This window comes from Fictibacillus sp. FJAT-27399 (genome assembly GCF_001510655.1).
Classification (GTDB): Bacteria; Bacillota; Bacilli; order Bacillales; family Fictibacillaceae; genus Fictibacillus_C; species Fictibacillus_C marinisediminis.
The window spans coordinates 371,929-393,332 of the sequence record NZ_LMVC01000002.1; the positions used below are offsets into that span (position 1 = coordinate 371,929).

Here is a 21,404-nt window from a genome sequence, read left to right on the forward strand (position 1 = left end):
AATGATTGATAAATACTCACCACTGCCGATCTATTTTCAAATTGAAGAAGCGATCAAAGGACGGATTGAAAAAGGAGAACTTCAAGAAGGGGAGATGATTCCTTCCGAGCGGGAATACGCTGAAACTTACGGAATCAGCCGGATGACTGTCAGACAGGCGATAACCAACCTCGTCAATGATGGTTACCTGACCCGCCGAAAAGGCAAGGGAACCTTTGTCGCCAACAAAAAGATTGAGCAAAAGCTGGTCGGCCTGACGAGCTTCACAGAAGACATGAAGGCCAGAGGGCTCTCGCCATCTATCAAACTATTGGATTTTAAACTGAGTGAAGCCCAGGGGAAAACGGCCACAGGTTTAGGAATTCAAGCGGAGGCTGCGGTGTATGAGATCCAGCGGGTCAGGCTCGCCGATCAAATACCGATGGCGCTTGAAACCACGTTCCTGTCGGCTGACTTGGTCAGAGGACTGAACGAAAAGATCGTACAAGGTTCACTCTATCAATACGTAGAGGAGGAGCTTGGACTCAGCATTGATTATGCAACACAGGAGCTCGAAGCCTCTGTCGCCCGCGAAGCTGAAAGCGAGATTCTTGGAATCGCGAAGGGATCACCGGTTTTATTTATTCGAAGATACACCTACCTGACAGACGGGCGTCCGTTGGAGCTCGTGCAGTCAATTTACCGAGGGGACCGCTATAAATTCATCATCGATATGCAGCGGGGATGATGTAAGCGCTTTTTTGTATTTGAACTCGCATAGAAGTGATGTCTAGCTCCAGCGTCCAAAGCAGAAAACGTGTTTCTTGTTTTCAGCATAGGTCCTCGGAGGACGAATTGAAAAACACAATTCGTCTTTGGTCGCTTCACTCTTACCCCTCAACACAAAAAGCGTGTTGCTGTGTAAGAGTTCCAGCGCTTGTCGGACCTTAACGGGACGCTACGCTTTTCTTAAAAGGGGGATAAGATCATGAAAAAAGAACAATTAATGGCGCAGCAGATAACTGAAAAACTGGGCGGCGCCGAAAACATTCATAGCTTAACGTACTGTATGACACGGCTTCGCGTAACGCCGAAGGATGAATCCAAAGTGGACAGAGCAGGCATCAAAGACATCGACGGGGTCATGGGTGTTGTAGGGGATGAGACCCTTCAAATCATTGTCGGACCTGGAACAGTCAACCGGGTAGCCGATGAGATGTCCAGAAATACGGGACTTCAAGTTTCAGCACTGGATGAAGATGGAGAAGATGATCTCGCCAAGACTACAAAAGATGAAATCAACCGGAAAAACGCTACACCGTTTAAGCTGTTTCTTCGTAAAATCGCCAGCATCTTTATTCCGTTAATCCCGGCGATTGTCGGTTCCGGATTGATTGCCGGTATTACTAACGTTTTGGTCCGAAGCGGTGTTCCAAAAGAAGTACCAATTATGCAGATGCTCGATATGATCGGATGGGGGCTTTTTGGTTACCTTGCGATCTTCGTCGGAATCAACACCGCAAAAGAATTTGGCGGAACACCGGCACTTGGCGGCGCGGCCGGAATCATGCTCATCAACCCGGCGCTTGCCAACATCACATTGTTTGGCGAAAAGCTATTGCCAGGCCGAGGCGGTCTGATCGGTGTCATGCTTGCTGCTGTCTTTATTGCCTGGAGTGAAAAACGAATCCGCCGTTTCGTACCAGCTGCAGTTGATATTATTGTAACTCCTACATTAGCTTTGCTGGCTACCGGAATCGCGACACTGTTCGTTCTACAGCCTGTCGGTGGCTTCATCTCTGACTTGATCACAAAAGGATTATTAAACCTTCTTGATATTGGCGGTATCTTTGCCGGAATCGTCCTTGCAGGTACCTTCCTTCCGCTTGTTGTTACCGGTTTGCATCAAGGTTTGACACCTGTTCATATGGAATTATTGAACTCGATTAAAGTGGATCCTTTGCTTCCGATTCTGGCGATGGGTGGAGCAGGCCAAGTTGGTGCAGCCTTTGCTATCTACTTTAAAACAAAAAATGCCAAGCTGAAACGCGTCATCAAAGGCGGCCTGCCAGTTGGTATCCTCGGAATCGGAGAGCCTCTGATATTCGGTGTAACCCTTCCGCTAGGACGTCCGTTCCTTACAGCGTGTCTGGGTGCAGCTGTCGGTGGTGCGTTCCAGGCCTTCTTTAAAATTGGCACGATCGCGATTGGTGTTTCCGGACTTCCGTTGGCGTTCCTGATTAAAAATACGAACCAGATCATTCTTTATATCGTCGGACTTTTACTAGCGTATATTTTCGGATTCATCTTCACATGGCTGTTTGGCTACAAAGAGTCAATGGCCAAGAATATCTAAAGCAATAAATAGCAGGGAGTGGCAGGCATGTTAGGAATTTCAGTCTATCTCGGGAATGATCCTGACCAGAACATAAAGTGGATCCAAAAAGCCGGCTCCTGCGGTTTTCGAAAAATCTTCACCTCGCTTCATATTCCTGAGGAAGACGCCTCTCTTTTGCGGGAGAGGCTGATTCTTCTCGGAAAAGCGGCAGGAAAGGCTGGTATGGCCCTCATGGCAGATGCAGGGCCGCAATCGCTGAAGAGCATCGGCATCAGCATGGATTCGATCGGGCACCTGCGTGAATGGAACATTGATGGGATCCGTGCTGATTACGGTTTTTCTGATAAAGAGATCATCACCTTGTCACAGGAAATGAAAGTAGGAATCAACGCGAGTACCCTTGATGAAGAAACGGTGAACAACTGGAAAGATAACGGATTGCTGACTGAAAATGTGGAAGCGTGGCATAATTTTTATCCGCGCCAAAACACAGGCATCCCCTCGTCATTCTTGCGGGAGAAAAATATCTTTTTAAAATCGCTCGGGCTCCAAACGGCGGCTTTTGTACCCGGTGACAAGACCCTCAGAGGGCCTGTTTTTGAAGGGCTTCCAACTCTTGAAAAGCACCGGAAAGCCAATCCTTTTCACGCCGCTGTCGAGCTGGGCAGCCTTCAGACTGATCACATTTTAATTGGTGATGTGGAAGCCAGTGACGAGACGCTGGAGCGACTTTCAGCATGGAAGGACGGCATTTTAACGTTGAGAGTAGATTGGATGGAGGGAGAGTCTGTATCGGGGGTTCATACGAATCGTCAGGATGCCGCACGGGATGTGATTCGTTCCGTGGAATCCCGGTCGTATGCGTTGAACAATGGTGAAAAAGCTGCGCCTCAGAATCCGCCGTTGCCCCGTCCGTTAGGAAGTATCACGATCGATAATGAAAAATACGGGAGATATGCGGGGGAACTTCAGATTACGAAGACCGATTTGCCGGCTGATGAACGAGTGAACGTGTTCGGCCAAGTTCGTGAAGAAGATCTGATGCTGCTTCCCTATATTGGTCCGGGACAAAAATTTTTAGTGCTGTGAAAGGAATTTTCATGAAAATTAATCACCTAACAACTGAGAAAAGAAATCCAAATACTTTGGACATCGATGAATGTTCGAGCCTTGAAGTCGTACGAAAAATCAATAACGAGGATCAAACGGTCCCGGCAGCGATTGAAAAGGTGCTGCCTGAGATCGCGTCTGTCGTAGACCAGGTCGTTGCAGCGTTCCGCAATGGAGGACGGCTCATCTATACAGGAGCGGGAACAAGCGGAAGGCTGGGAATTCTTGATGCTTCGGAATGTCCTCCAACTTATGGAACACCGCCTGAGATGGTCATCGGCATTATTGCAGGAGGCGGCCAAGCAATCCATACGGCCGTTGAAGGAGCTGAGGATGACAAAGAAGCTGGTATGAATGATCTGAAAAACCTTGACCTAACAAAGGACGATGTCGTCGTTGCCATCGCTGCCAGCGGAAGGACGCCTTATGCGATCGGTGCTCTGGAGTATGCGAATGAGATCGGGGCGGTGAGTGCTGCTTTAGTCTGCTCATCTGATTCCGAAATGAGCAAGGTGGCACAACACACGATCGCTGCGGTCGTCGGTCCGGAAGTGGTGACTGGATCTACCCGCATGAAAGCGGGAACCGCGCAAAAACTGGTTCTGAACATGATCAGCACAGCATCAATGATCGGAATCGGCAAAGTGTACAGTAATTTGATGGTAGATGTACAGCCGTCCAATAAGAAACTCGTCCAGCGTGCGAAGAATATCGTGGTCGAAGCGACGGGCTGTTCACCTGAAGAAGCGGAACAGGCGCTTTCTGATCATGATGGTTATGCGAAAGGAGCGATTCTGCAGCTGTTAACTGAGCTTTCTCCAAGTGAAACGAAAACACTTTTGGAAAAGAAAAACGGCATGCTGAAACAGTCGCTCAAGGAATTTAAGGGATAAATTCTCATTATCAAAACTAAAAATAGGGGGGACCTACAATGTTAGGTTTTTTACAACGGATCGGCCGCGCGCTCATGCTGCCGATCGCGGTACTGCCGGCAGCGGGGCTTGTATTAAGACTCGGTGCACTATGGCATATTCCGTTCATGGAAAAAGCGGGGAATTCCATTTTTGAAAATCTGGCTATCTTGTTTGCGATTGGTGTGGCGATTGGTTTTTCAAAGGATGGGAATGGAGCAGCAGCTCTTGCAGGTGCTATCGGGTATTTTGTTTTGACGAGCGGGGCAACTGCCATCGATAAGACCATCAATGTTGGAGTGCTGGGAGGTATTGTTTCGGGGATCGTGGCAGGACTTCTTTATAACCGGTTCCATAATATTAAACTTCCAGACTATCTCGGCTTCTTTGCAGGAAAGCGGTTTGTCCCCATAGTCACCGCCGGGGCCATGGTCGTACTAGCAGGGGTGTTTGGGTTTGCCTGGCCGCCTATTCAGGATGGCATTGAAGCGATCGGACACTGGGTTGTTAACGCAGGTGCTTTTGGTGCTGCTGTTTTCGGATTCTTAAACCGTCTTTTGATTCCTCTAGGCCTTCACCACGTCTTAAATAATTTTATCTGGTTCGTGTTCGGCGATTACAAAAATGCCCATGGTGATCTATGGCGTTTCTTTGCAGGAGATCCTTCTGCAGGATTCTATATGGCTGGTTTCTTCCCAATCATGATGTTCGGTTTGCCGGCTGCTTGTCTCGCGATGATCATGGCGGCTAAAAAGGAAAAGCGTAAAGCTGTTGCCGGAATGCTCCTTGGTTTGGCATTTACCTCCTTTTTAACAGGAATTACGGAACCGATTGAGTTTTCATTCATGTTCTTATCCCCGCTTTTATACGTGATTCATGCACTTCTCACGGCAGTTTCCATGGCGGTTGCGGTTCTATTAAACATTCATCATGGTTTTACGTTTTCCGCGGGAGCCATTGATTACTTCTTAAACCTGGATCTTGCAACACGGCCATGGCTTCTGGTCCTGCTCGGACTTGTCTTTGCAGCGGTTTATTATGTCGTCTTCTATGCTTTGATTGTTAAGTTGAACTTGAAGACTCCGGGCCGTGAAGATGAAGATGATGAAAGCATCGTTGAAGATACGAGTGAAGGAGGAGGCGATGACAAGTACGATAGAATTGCGGCGCGTTATCTTGCTGCCTTAGGCGGTGCAGATAATCTTGAGGTTCTGGATAACTGTGTCACAAGGCTGCGATTAAAAGTAATAGATGTTGAGAAAGTGAATGAGCCCGAATTGAAGAAGGCGGGAGCAAGAGCAGTACTCAAATTGAGCTCCACCGATGTCCAGGTAGTCGTCGGAACGGACGTTGAAGCAGTGGCAGAAGCCATGAGAAAGATCATTTCCAAAGAAGAACGAGTTTCATAGGGTAAGAAAAGGGCTCTCAGCTGTGCTGAGGGTTCTTTTTTGTGGTGGAAAATATGGAATTAAACCGATCTAAATATTCACACTTCTTCGTCTCTCCAATTTACTTTATCACCGCAACGCTCAAAATGTACCAAAAGAACCAAAAAAACCGGCCTTCCATAGAAGACCGGTTTTCCTGCTTTTTAATATCCGTACCCGTAGCCGAAGCCGCCGAAGCCGCCGTAACCGCCGTAACAGGTGCATCCAACAATAATCAGCAGGATGAATAGGACAACAATTAAACTAAAGTTGTTAAAGATACCACCAGACATTATCTTCACTCCCGGATTATTTTATTTAAGAGGTTGCCCTCCTCCTCCATACATCATATGATACCAAGCAGGCTGAGAAACCGAGGCATGAGCGGATTTTTAGCGGCGACGGCTATAAGTTAGCCTTGTTTCGTGTTGCTGAACGATCCGACGAGGGATTCTTTGTTTCGGTAGTTGGTCATCAGGGAGATTCCTACCAAAACCACGAAGCCAGTGACGATGCCGTACATGATCGGATTGGTGGAAGAGAGCCCTTCAATGAGCAATCCGCCGATGACAACGACCGTGCTGGCAAGAATAGAATAAAAACCGGCGTTGGCCGTTGATTTCTTCCAGAAGAACATGAGCAGCACAGGTACGAAAATCGCGCCGGAAAGAATAGCATAGGCAACATCAAGAGCGACGAGAACGTCCTGAATCCATACTGCAAACGTAATGGCGAGCAGGCCGACAGCAAGTGTCGTCACACGAGAGAGCACCAAAAACTTCTTGTCGCTGATATCTTTAATAAAATATTGGCGCAGAATATCGTTAGTGATCAGGGTGGACGAAGCGAGCAAGGTGCCGGAAGCCGTTGACATGAGCGCTGAGATCACGCTCGCGAGCACAAGCCCGAGGATGCCCGTTGGCAAGATCTTTAAAGCCAGCATGGCAAAGGTATTCTGAGTGTTGTCGATGTTTGGCAGGATGATAAACGCACACATCCCGATGATGCTGCCTGCCAAAGCATAGGCGATGGAATAGAGGCCGGCATACATAGAACCTTTTTTCGCGATGGACGGGTTTTTGGCTGTGAATACACGCTGCCAGATGTCTTGTGAAACAACCATGCCAAGCGTATACAGTAAAAAGTACTGAAAGATCTGCTGATAGCCGATCGATGTCAGGCTGAGATGAGATTCCGGCAATTTTGTTAGCAGATTGCCAATTCCATCTGCCTTCACAATACTCATTGGAAGCATGATGGCAAAGATTCCGATGGTCATGACGACGAATTGGATGATGTCTGTTACGGTAACGCTCCACATTCCGCCAAGGATGGTGTAGAACAGAACGATTCCGCCGCCTACAAACATGGAGGTTGTCAAATTCCAGCCGAGAAGCACATTGATGATTGTGCCCATCCCGATGACCTGGGTAACCGCGACCATGAGTGTGTAAATGGAGGCGACGATAGCAGTGATGAGCCTTGCTTCGGATTTGTATTTTTTTCCGAGCAGTTCACTGATCGTTGTTACTTTATACTTGGAGATGCGTTTAATAAAAAATGTTCCCAAAAGAATGATGCCAAGGCCGATCATCGTAACGAACCAGATGCCTGAAATTCCGAATTCATAGCCCAGCTTGGCGGTACCAATGGTCGACGCTCCACCCAAAATAACAGCAGACAAACAGCCAAGATACATGAAAAGCCCGAGGTTACGGCCGGCGAGAGCGAATTCCTCTGTCGTTTTAGCCTTCGTTGAACCGATGATACCTACCGCAATTAACACTGCAAAATAAAGAAAAATGATAACTGTGTCCAAGATCCCCATTTTAATGCCCTCCTTTATTCATTTTTGAATAGTTACTGCTGTGCTGCTTGTTCCACTCTTGATGTCAGTCTTGCTTTTTTCAGAGCAATCAATGTAATCATTTCAAACATCACAGTACTTGCGAGCATGGCTGTGATTTCTCCGCTGTCATAGGCAGGAAGTACTTCAACAAGATCAAAGCCGACCAGATTTAGCCCATCAAGATTGCGGACGAGGTCGAGCGCTTCATGGCTCGTCGGACCGGCAGCTTCAGGTGTTCCTGTTCCCGGTGCGTAAGCAGGATCAACGAAATCAATATCAAAGGATACAAAAACAGGCTTGTCCCCTGTGCGCTCATGGATTTTCCGGATTACCTCATCGTAGCCGAGCTTGCGGACGTCTCTCATAGTTAACACTTCAAATCCGAGATCGCGTGCATCCTGAATATCTTCCTGTCCGTAAAGAGGACCTCTCATGCCGACCTGGATGGAATGTTCGACATCGATCAACCCTTCTTCCACAGCTCTCCGGAATGGCGTGCCATGGGTGTATTTTTCGCCAAAATAGTGATCCCACGTATCACTGTGAGAGTCAAAGTGCACAAGTGACACTGGTCCGTATTGTTTAGCAAATGCTCTCAGGTTGCCGAGCGAGATGGAGTGGTCGCCTCCCATGATGACAGGAGTGACCCCTGAAGAAAGCAGAGGCTGCAAAAAGTTCTCCATGTTGCTGTACGTTTGATGGATGTTGCCGGGCACTACGTCGATGTCCCCATAATCCACACCGCCGCAATGATCAAAAATGTTAATGTCCTGATCAGGGTTGTACGGGCGGAGAAGGGTGGAAAAGTTGCGGATATGCTGCGGGCCATTCCGCTGGCCTGTACGGTTGGAAGCACCCGTATCGAATGGCACACCAATCACCGCGAAATCGACATCTTCGGTTGTCTGAACATGTTCCAGCCGCATAAATGTCTTCACACCGCAAAAGCGGGGAGAGGCTGAAGAATCTTTTGGTTTATACATGGATACTGTCTCCTTTCAGCTGTTATACATTTTGCAGTTTGCGCCCCGGTAGCCGTTCTGCTTCGTATTCTGCAATCGACTCTTCCAGCACGGCAATGCCTTCGTTGATCTGATCCTGGCTGACGGTCAGCGGAGGAATCATCCGGATGACTTCTCCTTCGTTGCCGCAAAGATAAAACAATACTCCTTTTTCAAGACACTTGTTAAGGATGGAGATCACGCCTTCACCATCTGGAGCACCGGTAGCCGGATCCATGATTTCAATGCCGATCATCAGCCCGATGGAACGGATGCTGCCTACAACCGAATGTCTTTCTTTTACTTCTAAAAGCTTTTCACGCGCGTAGGCTCCCATCGCCTTTGAGTTTTCCACCAGCTTTTCTTCTTTTAGAACTTCAAGAGTAGCCAGTCCGGCAGAGCAGGCAATAGGGTTGCCGCCGAATGTAGTCCCGTGGCTTCCGAGCGGCCATTGTTTCATCAGTTCTTTTGAGGCGACAGTAGCGCTTAAGGGCAGCCCGGACGCGATGCCTTTAGCGATCGCCATGATATCCGGTGTTACACCGAAAGTCTGAGCCGCAAACCATTCTCCAGTACGGCCAAAACCTGTCTGTACTTCGTCAAAAATGAGAAGGATCCCGTGCTTGCTGCAGATTTCCCTCATTTTTTTCAGCCATGCAGCAGGGGGCACAACATATCCGCCTTCACCTAGAACGGGTTCGACAATCATACAGGCGACTTCTTCCGGTGTAACCTGGTGCTTGAAAAGAGAAGTTAAGTCTTTCTCCAGCTTGTCAGCTGCAAATTTGCCGGGGTCCATACCTTTTGGACATCCTTCTGTTGAAGCGTAAGGAACTTGATATGTCAGACCGCTTGGCTGCAAATACTTTCGGTACTTGGCCTTTGATGTGGTGACGCTTAAAGCTCCGAGGCTTCTGCCGTGGAAACAGCCGGTGAAAGAAACGACATACGGCCGGCGGGTCACATGCTTGGCAAGCTTGATCGCCCCTTCAATGGCCTCGGTTCCGCTGTTGGCGAAGAAAAAGCAATCCAATCCTGCAGGCAGGACCGTACGCAGTTCCTTTGCCAGCTTGAGGATGGATTCGTACATGATGACACCTGAAGGACCGTGCATCAGTTCATCTGCTGCTTTTTTAATGGCCTTGACCACTTTCGGATGGCGGTGGCCGGTGTTAGCGGTAGCAATTCCAGAGGTGAAATCCAGGTATGTTTTGCCATCCAGTCCGTAGTAATAGCAGCCTTCTTCTTTTACGACAGGCAGATTTGGGTGGTCCTTGGCCATGGTCGGAGCCAGCAAATCGGAAAGCTCGTTCATCAATGTGTTTAGTTCTTGTGGCACAATCACGTACCTCCTCATGTGTTTGATTCTAAGGGGACATTTGCAGTCTTACTTTTTTATCTTGCAAGTATTGTGCCAATCTGTTTAATCAATGTCATATTTCTGCATTTTTCGTACGACGGAAGGCTGGCTGATCCCTAGCGCCTCTGCCATCTGTACGGTAGTTTTATAGTCTCTGCGCGCTCTTTGCAGCATCTGTTTTTCCACATCCTCTAACACTTCTTTCAGAGGCTTTGACAGATTGGAGGGGGGAGCAGGGATAGAATGAGAGGCTTTTATGTAATCGGGAAGATGTTCGGTTGTAATAAGCGTGGCGGGGGAAATGACAACAAGGCGTTCTATGAGATTAATAAGTTCACGGACATTTCCTTTCCAGTCATATTGAAGAAAATGGTGGAGAACCGCTTCATCGAGCCGTTTTTCCCGTTTATATTTTTCTTGAAAAACATCGAGTACATAGTGGATTAAAGGGATGATATCTTCAGGTCTTTTTCTGATCGGTGGAATGGTTAATGGAACAACGTTGAGCCGGAAATACAAATCTTCACGGAACGTTCTTTCTTGAATGGCCTTGAGAAGATCCTTATTGGTCGCCGAGATCAGTCGGAAATCGACAGAGATCGGCTTTGTTCCTCCTACTCTGTAAAACTGTTTTTCTTGTATACACTTCAATACCTTCACCTGGTGGGCAAGAGGCAGTTCGCCGATTTCATCCAGAAATAAAGTGCCTCCATCAGCCAGTTCAGCCAGTCCCAGCTTTCCCTTCCGATTCGCTCCTGTAAAAGCCCCTGCTTCATATCCGAAAAACTCAGCCTCAAATAAGTTCTCAGGAATTGCTCCGCAGTTCACTTCAATAAACGCTCCCTTATTCCGGCTGCCTTTGTTATGAATAAATTTTGCGATCAGCGATTTGCCGACGCCTGATTCCCCTAGCAGCAGGACGTTCACATCTACTTCTGCTACTTGGAGGGAAGTGGTGATGACGTTCTTCATCTCTGTGCTGTTGGCAATAATGCCGCTGTCGTAAAGCTGGCGGCTGCGCAATAGATCCAGCTCGCTTTTTACCCGTTCCATTTCTCCCTCCATCGTCTGGAGGAACTTCTTCAGCTCCAGCAGCTCTGTCACATCATGCGAGTAGCTGACCACTCTATATATTTTTCCGTTCTCATCAAGCACAGGGATGCCGGTCACAAGCAATTTCTTTCCGGTATTTGTCGTCTGAACGAACGTGATTTTTTTCTTTTCCTTCAGGACCATAGGGGTAGCGATCGGGGTAAACATGCCTTTTGCTGCCAGGTCATAGACTGATTTCCCGAGCAGACTTTCAGAGGATACTCCGTATACTTTTCCAGTCGCCTCGCTCACTTTTAAAATGGTACCATCAAGATTAGTAACGAGAATATCATCCTGAAGAGAATGGAGGATTGCTTCATTTTCATTCCATGGTTGAGATGTCATGCTTATCACCCTTTTTATTCAAATGTGAATAATTATTTATTTCTGAATATTATAACGGAAGAAATGAAGCCTGCCAACCCAGGTTTTTTCTTGATGGTATAGGCAATAATCAGCACTGCCGACATACAATAAAAAATATGACCAGCAGAACGTATAAAAATAATGGCAACATCATTCCAATACCTTCAAAAATTAACTAAAATAGAAAGTAAAAAGCAGACACTGCAGGCAAGAAGAATGGGATGGAGTGAAGATAATGGATTATATTGTGTATGATCTGGAAATGACGAACAGGTTATCGGAAATTATTGAGATTGGCGCCGTACGGGTGCGTATGGCAAATGGGGAACTAGCAGTGACTGACCACTTTCAATCCTTTGTTCAGCCTAAGATGGATATTTTAAATACGAGAATTACTAACCTGACAGGAATTACGAAGAAAGATTTGATCAATGCCCAGCCGTTTACGACGGTCATTAAAGAGTTTAGGGATTGGATCGGTGAGGGAGAGTATTATCTGTGCTCCTGGGGGCCGGAAGATAAATGGGCGCTAATTACAGATTCCACGTTCCACAACACTCCGATTGATTGGATCATCAATCACAATGACCTTCAATTTTTGTTCAGTATTCTCCATGACAGTGAGAAGGGCTTCCGCTACGGCCTGTCCCGTGCTTTGAACAAGCTTCAAATTTCTCTGGATGGTTCTCAGCACAGGGCATTGGACGATGCCATGAATACTGCAAAGATTTTTGTTTCCATCCATAAAGACATCAAGCTTGAGAAGAATCCGAATTCTTACTTGGAGTCGAAAATCTTCGAACCTGAGAAGCTGGTTTATCAGTCCAAGGATGAGGAGGAGGATGGAGTACAATCTCCATTTGCCTCGCTTTCTAAATTATTTGGATAAAACAAAACGTTTTCGGGAACTATATTTATAAAACTTTGGTCATCAACATTTTCTCTCTTAATAGGACAATAAGTTGATAAAAACGACAAGATACGACATGACCAATAGGAAAAAGGGTCCGGTAATCCAGAAAAAGTAAGATATGTCGTCATTTGACGAAATGTTTTTGTAGGAAAATGACCTCATATCTTTAATAATAAAGTGGAGGGGGTGATAAAGTTGGAATCCACATATTATATAACGAACAAAAACAACCAACTTTTAGAGCTTATTAATACCATTGACTATATGGCGAGTGAAGCCACAGTTGAGGAGTTAGACTGTATCGTTAAATTAAAGGAAGAATTAATCGCGAAAGACGGCATCCATGTATCACCGGATCAATATAACAGTATCATCTCCATACTTTTAAAATTTGTGCCAACTTACATAAAAGATGTTTGTTAACCTGCAGGAGAAAGTTGCAGGTTTTTATATGAGATAGGAAAAGAAGGACCAGCAGAAAATGCTGGTCCTTCTTTCATTTATTTTTATAAGGAATTAGCCAAAAAAGCGATAACGGCGATGGCTCCTATAATGATAAGAATGGTGCGGATCATTGCTGTTTGTCCTCCCTATAGGTTGTTAATTATGAAACCTGCAACGACAATAATTCCGATAATTAATAAGATAGTGCGTATCACTTCTTCAGTTCTCCTTTACTTCTGCTTTTTGTCTTTTTCTTTTTGCGTATCTGTATCAACGGATTCCCGCTGTTCAATTGCGCCTTGTTCAAACATATCTTTTATATCTTTCTTAGTTTCTTTCTTTCCATTTTCATTTGATTTCTTCTCATTGTTTTCCACTTGTCATCCCTCCTAAGTTCATTTATTAACGTACCCTGTGTTTCGTTTTATAAACATTCGGGCTGCTTAAAGAAGGACAATCGCTTATCTTAAATTTTTTTCTAAAAAGTGGATAACAATCTTTCAAGAAAGGGAAGCTTGTAAGAGTTAGTGCTACTCCCCTGTTGGAGTAATAATTGAAAAACTCAGTTTTTGTCGAATTGTGCTATAATAGTTACTGTTGAAAATTTCTGATGATTAGGCGGTGTTTATGATGAACAACAACCAAGAGAAGTCCTCATCCTTTGTTCCCTATGTTCCCTCATCACGTTCATTGCCGGAACTTACCATGGTTGCTATCATTTTTGGTATTATTTTAGCCATTGTTTTCGGTGCAGCCAATGCGTATTTGGGACTTAAAGTTGGATTGACTGTTTCTGCTTCTATTCCTGCAGCGGTTATATCCATGGGTGTACTTAGAGGGATTTTCCGAAGAGATTCCATCTTGGAAAACAACATTGTACAGACTATGACAACCGCAGGGGAAGCGATTGGAGCAGGTGCTGTGTTTACCCTGCCCGCATTCTTCCTGCTGAATATTAATCTTTCTCAGACCGTTATTATTTTTATCGTACTGACTGGGGGCCTTCTTGGGGTTTTTATGATGGTTCCTTTACGGCAGATGCTCATTGTCAAGGAGCATGGAAATCTTCCTTATCCTGAAGGAACGGCTTGTGCCGAGGTTCTAAAATCAGGAGAAAAGGGGGGAGCCAATGCCAAAACGGTCGCCATCGGGTTTTTGTTCGGCGGACTTGTAAAGGTTTTAGGTGACGGTTTCATGCTTTTTAAAACAGAAATCGAAACTCAGGTCGGAAAGCTAAAAAATACGGTAGTTGGTATGGATATCTTCCCGGCATTGCTCGGTGTGGGCTATATTATCGGTCCACGGATTGCCGGACAGATGCTGGCAGGCGGACTCCTTGCCTGGATCGTGTTAATTCCGGCGATCGCCTTTTTTGGTGCGGACAGCACTGCGGCGATCTTCCCTGCGGAAGATCCAATCGGGAAACTTGATGCTTGGGGTATCTGGAACAACTATATTAAGTACATTGGTGCTGGTGCGGTAGCTGTAGCCGGACTGATTACACTGCTTAAAACGTTGCCGACTCTAATCTCCACAGCATCCAAAACCGTGAAAGGTTTATCAGATGGTGCAACAGGGGGAAGCATTGAGCGTACAGATAAAGATATGCCGTTCCGTTATGTCATCTTAGGAATTGTTGCGCTAGTGATCATTATTGGTGCAGCACCGATTACAAACGTTGGATTTATCGGGGCAATCGCTATTGCGATATTTGGCTTCTTGTTTGTTGCCGTAGCTTCAAGAATCGTTGGAATTGTCGGTAGCTCCTCGTCTCCTGTTTCAGGAATGACGATTGCTACATTATTAATTGTAACCCTTGTTTATAAAGTAACAGGCTTGCATGGTATGGAAGGGATGAAGGCTGCCTTAACGGTTGCGGCTATCGTTTGTACAGCTCTTGCTGTTGCAGGCGACATCTCTCAGGATTTAAAAACTGGACATCTTGTCGGCGGAACACCTTGGAAGCAGCAGGTGGCCATGATGATCGGTGTTATCGCATCAGGACTTGTGATTGGAGTTATCCTGGTTGTTCTTGATAAATCCTATGGAATGGGTTCACAGCAGCTTCCGGCTCCAAAAGCTGCGATCATGAAAGTACTTGTTCAAGGAATATTTGGCGGAGATCTGCCATGGAGTTTGATCTTTATCGGTGCAGCTGTAGCCATTGTTATTGAGTTCCTTGGCCTCAACTCATTAGTTGTTGCTGTCGGTTTATATCTTCCAATTCATGTATCGGCACCGGTCATGTTTGGTGGAGCGGTACGCTGGCTCGTTGATGTGAAGGCAAAATCAAAAGAAGAACGCCAGGAAAGATCTGATAGAGGTGTTTTGTTTGCCTCAGGGCTGATCGCAGGAGAATCTCTGCTCGGCGTCTTAATCGCAGTGCTTATCTTCTTTAAGGTCAAAATTCCAACGACACCAATGACGGATAATCGATTAATTCCATTTGTGATCTTCTTGTTCGTTTGCTGGCTGCTCTATTGGTTCTCTGCCAGAGCGAAAGTGGATAAAACAAAATAATGGATCTTTTCATATCACGTAAAAAGACAAAGAAAAACCTTTTAAAGATGATCCCTCAGTTCAAGCAGGGCATTCATACAGAGACACGGAAGGACGATAAGGTATACCTGATGATTCCCCGGACCAATCCTATAGAAAGGCTGTCTATCCGTTTTTTAAAACAGCCTTCGTTCTTTCCGGTCAAGCTCGATGCGCTCGGTACGTTCGTTGCAGCGCAAATCGATGGAACAAAAAAGATCGAGGATATCGCTGCCGGTCTGGAGAGAGCTTTTGGGGAAGAAGCAGCTCCTGTTGTTCCTAGGCTTGCTAAATTTATTGAAATGCTTGAAATGAACGATTGGATCATCTGGAGAGAAGAGAACTAGATTTCTCTTCTCTTTTACTTTTTGCCATGTCTCATATCTTCATCCTTTCATTCATATAAATGAGAAAAAGAAGAGGAGTGAGAATATGGGTTCCTTTGTTCTTGTGCTCGTGCCTGTTTTTTTAGTGTGCGGAGGCGCCGCCCTGCTGATCAGTTCTCTCGTAAAATCTGATACCAGTCGCTATGATATCGATAATTTGTGGGAAGACCGGGAGTATACATCAGATGACTATAATTTGAAGTAGAGAGAACTCCTTGATAAGAGGAGTTTTTTTCTATAAACTTACAAAACCATGTAGCCAACAGGCGCGTAATGGGAAATGATGAATTGGTTATTCGAAATATGCCATGAAACTTGAAAAGATGCCGAATTGCTGTTTTAATGGATTAGCAAAAGGGAACTCAATAACATAGCTGAACGTATGTTTTTTACAGCTTTATGGTTATCAGATAGAGGAGGATTTTTTTGGGGAACCGAAAAAAGGTGATTTATACCCTTAGTGCGGTTGTTGTCGCAGCAGCCGTTCTTTTTATCTTTTATTCTGTAAAAAGTCATGAAAAGAATCAGGGGAATGAACAAAAAAAATCACCAAACACACACATTAAACAACCTAGACCAAAACAAATAAGAATTGTCGCGCTTGGTGACTCTCTGACTTATGGGAGAGGAGATCCTCGGCGTAAAGGGTATATCGGCTTAGTCAGACAGGGCATGCAAGAGGAATTGAAGCGCCCGGTCGTGCTTAACAACTATGGGATCAGCGGACAGCGGTCTGACCAGCTGTACAAGCAATTAAGCAATGGAATGGTGTCACGATCCGTGCGCCAGGCGAACTACATCTTCTTGTTTATCGGAACGAACGATTACAGAAAAACGGCGGGGTGGAACTTCAGGAATATTAATCAGAAGGAAATGGCGATCGGTCAGAAGGTTCTGTATAGCAATCTGGAGAAGATAACTGCCGAGCTTAGAAATCAGAATAAGAGGGCACATATTTATATTCTCGGTTTGTATAATCCTTACACGGAAAACTTTTATGATGAGGTATCCTCCCGTGTCATCAAGCGGTGGAACGGATCCATTCAGCAAGTCAGCGCAGAGACACCGAACTCGACTTACATTTCCACCTATGAACTGTTCGTAGGCATTCAAAAACAGGATTATTTCTCAGATTCCATCCACCCGAATCCGAAAGGGTATTACCGGATCGCACAGCGGGTGCTCGGTGAACTGAAACTCAGATAATATTCTTATCATGCAAACCCCCGGACAGGCTTGGCCTGTCCGGGGGTTTCTCGCTAGTAAAGCGCTTAGTATTGAGGGACTTTCTATTATGCATCACATACTGTTGGTAAAAGAGACCCTCAAGTGTTAGGCGAAGATCATGCAAATCCCATTCCTCAATAATACTAGCATCATTGACTAGAAGTACTTATCGTTCTTTAAGTATTAACGCTTGATATCGTTTTCAAGCTTGCCATTCATATCAATCATAAAGCCAATTTCACGGCCAAGGAGCTGGCTTAATTCTTTTGCCTTCTTTTCACTTTCATTCTTGATCTGCTCTATAGTCAACTCACCTTTTAGTCGGGAAGATCCTACAATAATACTTAAATCTCCTTTTTCAAAAAAAACAATTCTCATCGTTCTGCCTCCTATTTAGGAATTTCTGTCTATTCCTTATATATTTCGCCCTAATTAAAAAAGCTGTCGGGGTAAATCTATGATTTAATTTAGGAGCATGACTCTATTCTTCCCCCAAAGATAAAAAGATAAAAAGATAAAAAGAGATTGGTAAAATATTTTTAGTTTGTGAATAAAATCCTCATTCGATTTGTCTTTTTCTTATGCTGTCTTTTTTTCTGAATCAACGTAAAATTTTACCTTTCTGTATAAAAAAGATGGTATCATGATAAATAGGAATTCTTCTGTCAGGGGGAAATAGAGTGGATCAACTTTGGCAACTGATCGTATTAGTGAGTAAGCTGTTATGGGCAAAAGCCGCAGCTGGATTTTTTGCGCTGGGCGTGCTGATTGAAGTTTTGTTTCAAAATTTCTGGGTGCAATTTTCAGCTGCGATTATCATCGGGATGTTAACCGTGAAAATCATTGAGCTTTCCATCCGTTATTATTATTACCATAACTTTGTGCATCGTAAATTAAAAAACAGCCTTGGTTCGCCGGCGGATTTAGATCTTTTTCTGCAAACTTCGATGAAACGTGAGATTTCACGGGGACTGCTGCCGAACTTAAACTATTTGCGCAGCCGGTTAATACAGATGAGGCCGACTGAGCTTCGGCTGTTTCATACGTACTTAAAGACCAACACGAGAACGATGAAGAACGGAAAGGCGGTCGGTTATACCATTGGGATCCTGATCGGATTGTTTACCAGCATCGCGATGGATATCCTTCACCTGGAAGGTCTTTCGTTTTCTCAGGAGAGTACAGTAAAAACCGTTCTGCTTCTGCTCGTTTGGTTTGTGATTGCGCATTTGTGGATGAATAAAAGAATCCGTACATTTGCTCAGCTCGACGGCGTTGTGCTGGCCTGTTTAAATGAAAAGCTTCACGATCCGTTTGAACCGGATGAAGAACCGTCTGATGCTCCTTATTTTGAAGGAAAAATGATAAAAGAGCATTCCTGAGCGGAATGCTCTTTTATTTTGATACATAGATGTTGTCTTTGATCCAAAAACGATAAGGATAGTGAACCGCCTCTCCTGCATAATCCACGTTAATCCGCGGACCGGAGACAATGTCTTCTTCAGATAAGGTCTTGTATTCTTTCAGGTAAAGATGTTCCGCATTGAGTTTCAGCCCGTAGTCGTTTAACGATATTCCCATCGCTTTGCACAGTTTTCCTGGACCGTTTGTCAGTTTTTTTAATTGTCCAGGTTTCCAGGCTCCGTTTTCCAAGACAGGGATTTTCATGGATCTGCGGTGCATCATTAAGGGAATCCCTTCTTTCGGCTCAAGGGCACGGATCAAGATGGCTTCAGGCTTATGGAGAGGACCGGAAACAATATTAAAGCATGTATGCATGCCGTAAATGAAGTAAACATAAACATGGCCTGGCTCTGCATACATGATCTCGGTTCGCGGCGTTCTTTTGCCTCCAAATGAATGGGCGGCCATATCTTCGGGCCCCATGTAGGCTTCTGTTTCTGCGATGATGCCAGAGGCCAGCCCTTCATCTGTTTGATGAACCAGTTCCATTCCTAACAATGTTTTAGCGAGCTTTAGTGTAGGGAGTTCAAATAGTTTCTCATTCATAAGTAATCCTCCAGTACGAAAAACATATGCTTATCCTTTTTATACCCTTATTTTGAATGGAACCCTGTCGTATCTGCAGGTTTGCAATTGTCAGAATTTTGGGTATGTTTTAAGAAGGAAGTTAGAGAGCAAGGTAGAATTCTATAGTGTAAAGACGGGAGGCGTTAATGATGGATGGAAAAGTAAAGAAAACGGGCATCTATGAAAACCTTTCGAAACGACGCTATGAATATTGGTATGTTAGCAAGTCTGGATTGAAGACAATGGTATCTTGGCTGTGCTGGAGTGCTCCTCAATCCGTAGTGGAGGAATGGAGCAATTCGCAGGCTAAATAATGAGATCCGTTCTATTGAAGGGATTTTTTTGAATCTTGAAAGGAATGCAAAATGCAAAAGCTGGAGAGAACTGTATATAAAAACGAAAGGATACCTGTTCAATGATGAATGTTCCTCAAGGACAATTGCGTCGGGCGGTTGAAAAACGAAAACAGTTTCTTATCCAGAAGTTGCTTCACCATGGCTTTATTCTGCAGGAACACCGGCTTTTGCAAGAATTTACATTGTCCGAATTGGAAAGAGAATGGAGTTCCGTTCAGGGCAAAGACAATGTTAGCATGTAAGGGCTTTGGAATTACCATATTTTGAACACGCCGTTTTTCCCTTTATCTCTATATAATAGATGGAGGGAGGGATTTCTATGAATCAACTGTGCGAAGCTGACAAGCTGTTATTGGCAGATCTTGCGTTAACTCAAAAGTATGCGAAAGAACTGGTTCAATCTGAATTGATGGAAATCGAACTCGGTTTAAGAGAAGCGGAAAATGACCGGGTAAAGAAATTGAACGACTTGCTTATGGTATTACATAAAACAGGATATTGAAACGAAAATAACCCCTTTTTATAAGAGAGGGGTTATTTTTTATGAATCGAGCAATCCTTTTCGCCGGGCTTCCATTCTCCATTCCGCTTCTTTTACTAATCTTTTAGGAAGCCTGCCTTTGTTTTTTAGAAATGACCAATAGGTTTTGTACTGTTTGGGCCGCATGTTGGGAGATACTTTTCTTGCATATTCCCACCACGTCAGTTCATTGGATTCTAGCATTATTAAATACAAATCATCTTCTCTTCTCATGCATTTCACTCCTGTTATGCTTTGTTTCTATATCTCTCGCTTAGTATGCACAAATCCATGGATCGTAAATCGTTTCCAACAAATTTAGTTTATGCAAGGGTATTGAAGCGGTACAGGACAATATGGATTTTTTAATATAGAAGGTATTTTAATCTTGGGGTTGAACTTATTAACTATCGTTTGTGAATCAACATAAGAAGATGAAAAAGCAAAGGAGGATGAGGAATGGGACATATTGTGACGTTTGCCTCACTTTTAACGCCTCTAGTGACGGGCTTGGTACAGCTGCTAAAAAGTACTTTCCCTATAAAGAAAAGATTCATTCCATTAAACAGCTTTTTCATTGGAATATTTGTCGGAATCCTTGCTTATCCATTTACCGAAATGACGGTTGTTCTTAGAGTATGGTCCGGAGGAATCGCTGGACTTGCCGCTACTGGATTGTATGAACTGGGTAAAAGAAGCTCAGGAAAAGTAAACCGGAAAGCAGGATAGATCGTCTTGCATGATACGACTATAGCCATAGTCGTATTTTTTTGTGTGGGAAGATAGATGTGATTTCAGCAAGAATACAAGGATTAGATAAAGAATTGAAGAATACTTTAACAACCAAAAATGAAATCGTTTGAAAAAGAGGTTTTCCTTTGACCCATTTAAGGAATGTTTTACTTTAAGTACACATTTTATTAAAAAATACAGGGTGGTGAACCGATGTGAAGTATTATGCAACCAGTTTTTTAATAGCAATGTTGGCTGTTTTTGCATCTCCAAACTATTTGACAGATTCACCTGGTTCTAAAGGTAAGCCGGTATCATTTATGGAACAGCGTGCTCTGGCCGAGGAAACAACAGCTTCTAAACCGGATGCCAAATTATTATCCCAAGAATTTATTCATAAGCTTACTCCTGAAGTTGATGATCAATATAAAGTGAAAGGTTATTCCAGTAAAGAGGAACTTATTCGTAATTTGAGCCACATCGCTTCTAAAAAAGTAGCAAGCGATTATGTGAATGGAATGTTCGAAGAAAAAAACGGTAAACTGTATATCATACCTACAGATCTTCCTCCGTGGGTGGAGAAAGACAAACCTTATGAGCTGAAGAAATTATCTGATACATCTTATCACCTCATTCAAAAAAATAAGAGTGATTTATATGGGGAGTATAGTATAACACTTGGTTTTGAAAAAGTTAATAGCCATTGGGTCATTACTTTTGCTTCCGTGACCTGATGCCAAAAGACGCATGAGATCTCTCATGCGTCTTTTGCCATGTTAAGCATATAGTTGAATTTCTTTCCTATCAAGCATCGCATTCTGATG

The 21,404-nt window shown here is 44.4% G+C and carries 26 protein-coding genes; 17 read left to right on the top strand and 9 right to left on the bottom strand.

What is annotated here, in order from left to right; all coding sequences use genetic code 11:
• Position 1 precedes the first annotated feature (1 nt).
• The 5 genes from AR335_RS06965 to nagE all read left to right on the top strand — a co-directional run bounded on the left by AR335_RS06965 (position 2) and on the right by nagE (position 5,747).
• Positions 2–727, top strand: coding sequence for a GntR family transcriptional regulator (locus AR335_RS06965; RefSeq protein WP_062233570.1), 726 nt, complete (start codon positions 2–4; stop codon positions 725–727).
• Positions 728–967: 240 nt separating this feature from the next.
• Positions 968–2,335 carry a PTS transporter subunit EIIC gene (locus AR335_RS06970; protein WP_062233573.1) on the top strand — a complete coding sequence of 456 codons (1,368 nt, stop codon included), beginning with the start codon at positions 968–970 and terminating at the stop codon, positions 2,333–2,335.
• A gap of 27 nt (positions 2,336–2,362) precedes the next feature.
• Entirely contained in the window at positions 2,363–3,406 is a 1,044-nt protein-coding gene (locus tag AR335_RS06975) for a DUF871 domain-containing protein (RefSeq protein WP_062233578.1), read from the top strand.
• 11 nt (positions 3,407–3,417) lie between these two features.
• Positions 3,418–4,320 carry an N-acetylmuramic acid 6-phosphate etherase gene (gene murQ, locus AR335_RS06980; protein ID WP_062233581.1) on the top strand — a complete coding sequence of 301 codons (903 nt, stop codon included), beginning with the start codon at positions 3,418–3,420 and terminating at the stop codon, positions 4,318–4,320.
• Positions 4,321–4,358: 38 nt separating this feature from the next.
• Positions 4,359–5,747: an N-acetylglucosamine-specific PTS transporter subunit IIBC gene (gene nagE / locus AR335_RS06985; protein WP_062233599.1), complete on the top strand. Its 1,389-nt coding sequence runs from the start codon at positions 4,359–4,361 to the stop codon at positions 5,745–5,747.
• 182 nt (positions 5,748–5,929) lie between these two features.
• Here nagE and AR335_RS23010 read toward each other — a convergent pair whose 3' ends face one another.
• The 5 genes from AR335_RS23010 to AR335_RS07010 form a co-directional block, all read right to left on the bottom strand.
• Positions 5,930–6,058: a YjcZ family sporulation protein gene (locus AR335_RS23010; RefSeq protein WP_082683388.1), complete on the bottom strand. Its 129-nt coding sequence runs from the start codon at positions 6,056–6,058 to the stop codon at positions 5,930–5,932.
• 119 nt (positions 6,059–6,177) lie between these two features.
• Positions 6,178–7,593 (bottom strand): sodium:solute symporter, encoded by a 1,416-nt coding sequence (locus AR335_RS06995; RefSeq protein WP_062233603.1) that lies wholly within the window; start codon positions 7,591–7,593, stop codon positions 6,178–6,180.
• 32 nt (positions 7,594–7,625) lie between these two features.
• A complete protein-coding gene (gene speB / locus AR335_RS07000) occupies positions 7,626–8,597 on the bottom strand; it encodes an agmatinase (RefSeq protein ID WP_062233605.1) in 972 nt (323 codons plus the stop codon).
• Between the two features lie 22 nt (positions 8,598–8,619).
• Positions 8,620–9,954, bottom strand: a complete 1,335-nt coding sequence (locus AR335_RS07005) for an aspartate aminotransferase family protein (RefSeq protein WP_255357552.1) — start codon at positions 9,952–9,954, stop codon at positions 8,620–8,622.
• Between the two features lie 84 nt (positions 9,955–10,038).
• Positions 10,039–11,412, bottom strand: coding sequence for a sigma-54 interaction domain-containing protein (locus AR335_RS07010; RefSeq protein WP_062233610.1), 1,374 nt, complete (start codon positions 11,410–11,412; stop codon positions 10,039–10,041).
• A 256-nt stretch (positions 11,413–11,668) separates the two neighbouring features.
• Between AR335_RS07010 and AR335_RS07015 the strand changes: the two genes are divergently transcribed.
• Entirely contained in the window at positions 11,669–12,322 is a 654-nt protein-coding gene (locus tag AR335_RS07015; RefSeq protein ID WP_062233612.1) for a 3'-5' exonuclease, read from the top strand.
• 219 nt (positions 12,323–12,541) lie between these two features.
• A complete protein-coding gene (locus tag AR335_RS07020; protein ID WP_053357468.1) occupies positions 12,542–12,769 on the top strand; it encodes a hypothetical protein in 228 nt (75 codons plus the stop codon).
• A 251-nt stretch (positions 12,770–13,020) separates the two neighbouring features.
• Here the strand turns inward: AR335_RS07020 and AR335_RS23775 are convergent, their stop codons facing one another.
• Positions 13,021–13,167: a hypothetical protein gene (locus AR335_RS23775; protein ID WP_156316345.1), complete on the bottom strand. Its 147-nt coding sequence runs from the start codon at positions 13,165–13,167 to the stop codon at positions 13,021–13,023.
• Positions 13,168–13,420: 253 nt separating this feature from the next.
• Between AR335_RS23775 and AR335_RS07025 the strand changes: the two genes are divergently transcribed.
• From AR335_RS07025 to AR335_RS07035, 4 genes are all read left to right on the top strand, one after another.
• Positions 13,421–15,310, top strand: a complete 1,890-nt coding sequence (locus AR335_RS07025; RefSeq protein WP_062233614.1) for an OPT family oligopeptide transporter — start codon at positions 13,421–13,423, stop codon at positions 15,308–15,310.
• Positions 15,310–15,675, top strand: coding sequence for a PqqD family protein (locus tag AR335_RS07030; protein ID WP_062233616.1), 366 nt, complete (start codon positions 15,310–15,312; stop codon positions 15,673–15,675). The genes AR335_RS07025 and AR335_RS07030 overlap by 1 nt, the downstream gene beginning before the upstream one ends.
• 85 nt (positions 15,676–15,760) lie before the next feature.
• Positions 15,761–15,919 carry a hypothetical protein gene (locus AR335_RS23780; protein ID WP_156418888.1) on the top strand — a complete coding sequence of 53 codons (159 nt, stop codon included), beginning with the start codon at positions 15,761–15,763 and terminating at the stop codon, positions 15,917–15,919.
• Between the two features lie 221 nt (positions 15,920–16,140).
• Positions 16,141–16,920 carry a GDSL-type esterase/lipase family protein gene (locus AR335_RS07035; protein WP_062233618.1) on the top strand — a complete coding sequence of 260 codons (780 nt, stop codon included), beginning with the start codon at positions 16,141–16,143 and terminating at the stop codon, positions 16,918–16,920.
• A 204-nt stretch (positions 16,921–17,124) separates the two neighbouring features.
• Here AR335_RS07035 and AR335_RS07040 read toward each other — a convergent pair whose 3' ends face one another.
• On the bottom strand, positions 17,125–17,319 hold the full coding sequence (locus AR335_RS07040; protein WP_053357472.1) for a hypothetical protein: 195 nt from the start codon (positions 17,317–17,319) through the stop codon (positions 17,125–17,127).
• A gap of 302 nt (positions 17,320–17,621) precedes the next feature.
• Here AR335_RS07040 and AR335_RS07045 point away from each other — a divergent pair, with 302 nt between their 5' ends.
• Complete coding sequence (locus AR335_RS07045; protein WP_062233620.1) at positions 17,622–18,323, top strand: hypothetical protein; 702 nt, start codon at positions 17,622–17,624, stop codon at positions 18,321–18,323.
• 13 nt (positions 18,324–18,336) lie between these two features.
• Here the strand turns inward: AR335_RS07045 and AR335_RS07050 are convergent, their stop codons facing one another.
• Positions 18,337–18,951, bottom strand: coding sequence for a DNA-3-methyladenine glycosylase (locus tag AR335_RS07050; RefSeq protein WP_062233622.1), 615 nt, complete (start codon positions 18,949–18,951; stop codon positions 18,337–18,339).
• A gap of 170 nt (positions 18,952–19,121) precedes the next feature.
• Between AR335_RS07050 and AR335_RS23785 the strand changes: the two genes are divergently transcribed.
• From AR335_RS23785 to abbA, 3 genes are all read left to right on the top strand, one after another.
• Entirely contained in the window at positions 19,122–19,286 is a 165-nt protein-coding gene (locus AR335_RS23785; protein ID WP_156418889.1) for a hypothetical protein, read from the top strand.
• Positions 19,287–19,387: 101 nt separating this feature from the next.
• Positions 19,388–19,570, top strand: coding sequence for a Fur-regulated basic protein FbpA (locus AR335_RS07055; RefSeq protein WP_053357475.1), 183 nt, complete (start codon positions 19,388–19,390; stop codon positions 19,568–19,570).
• Positions 19,571–19,647: 77 nt separating this feature from the next.
• Positions 19,648–19,830: an antirepressor AbbA gene (gene abbA / locus AR335_RS07060; RefSeq protein WP_053357476.1), complete on the top strand. Its 183-nt coding sequence runs from the start codon at positions 19,648–19,650 to the stop codon at positions 19,828–19,830.
• 39 nt (positions 19,831–19,869) lie between these two features.
• Here the strand turns inward: abbA and AR335_RS07065 are convergent, their stop codons facing one another.
• Positions 19,870–20,082: a hypothetical protein gene (locus AR335_RS07065; RefSeq protein WP_053357477.1), complete on the bottom strand. Its 213-nt coding sequence runs from the start codon at positions 20,080–20,082 to the stop codon at positions 19,870–19,872.
• A 225-nt stretch (positions 20,083–20,307) separates the two neighbouring features.
• Between AR335_RS07065 and AR335_RS07070 the strand changes: the two genes are divergently transcribed.
• Positions 20,308–20,577 carry a holin gene (locus AR335_RS07070; protein ID WP_062233624.1) on the top strand — a complete coding sequence of 90 codons (270 nt, stop codon included), beginning with the start codon at positions 20,308–20,310 and terminating at the stop codon, positions 20,575–20,577.
• A 218-nt stretch (positions 20,578–20,795) separates the two neighbouring features.
• The gene (locus AR335_RS07075; protein WP_062233625.1) at positions 20,796–21,314 is read left to right on the top strand and encodes a hypothetical protein; all 519 of its coding nucleotides are present in this window, start codon (positions 20,796–20,798) and stop codon (positions 21,312–21,314) included.
• The last annotated feature ends 90 nt before the right edge of the window (positions 21,315–21,404 follow it).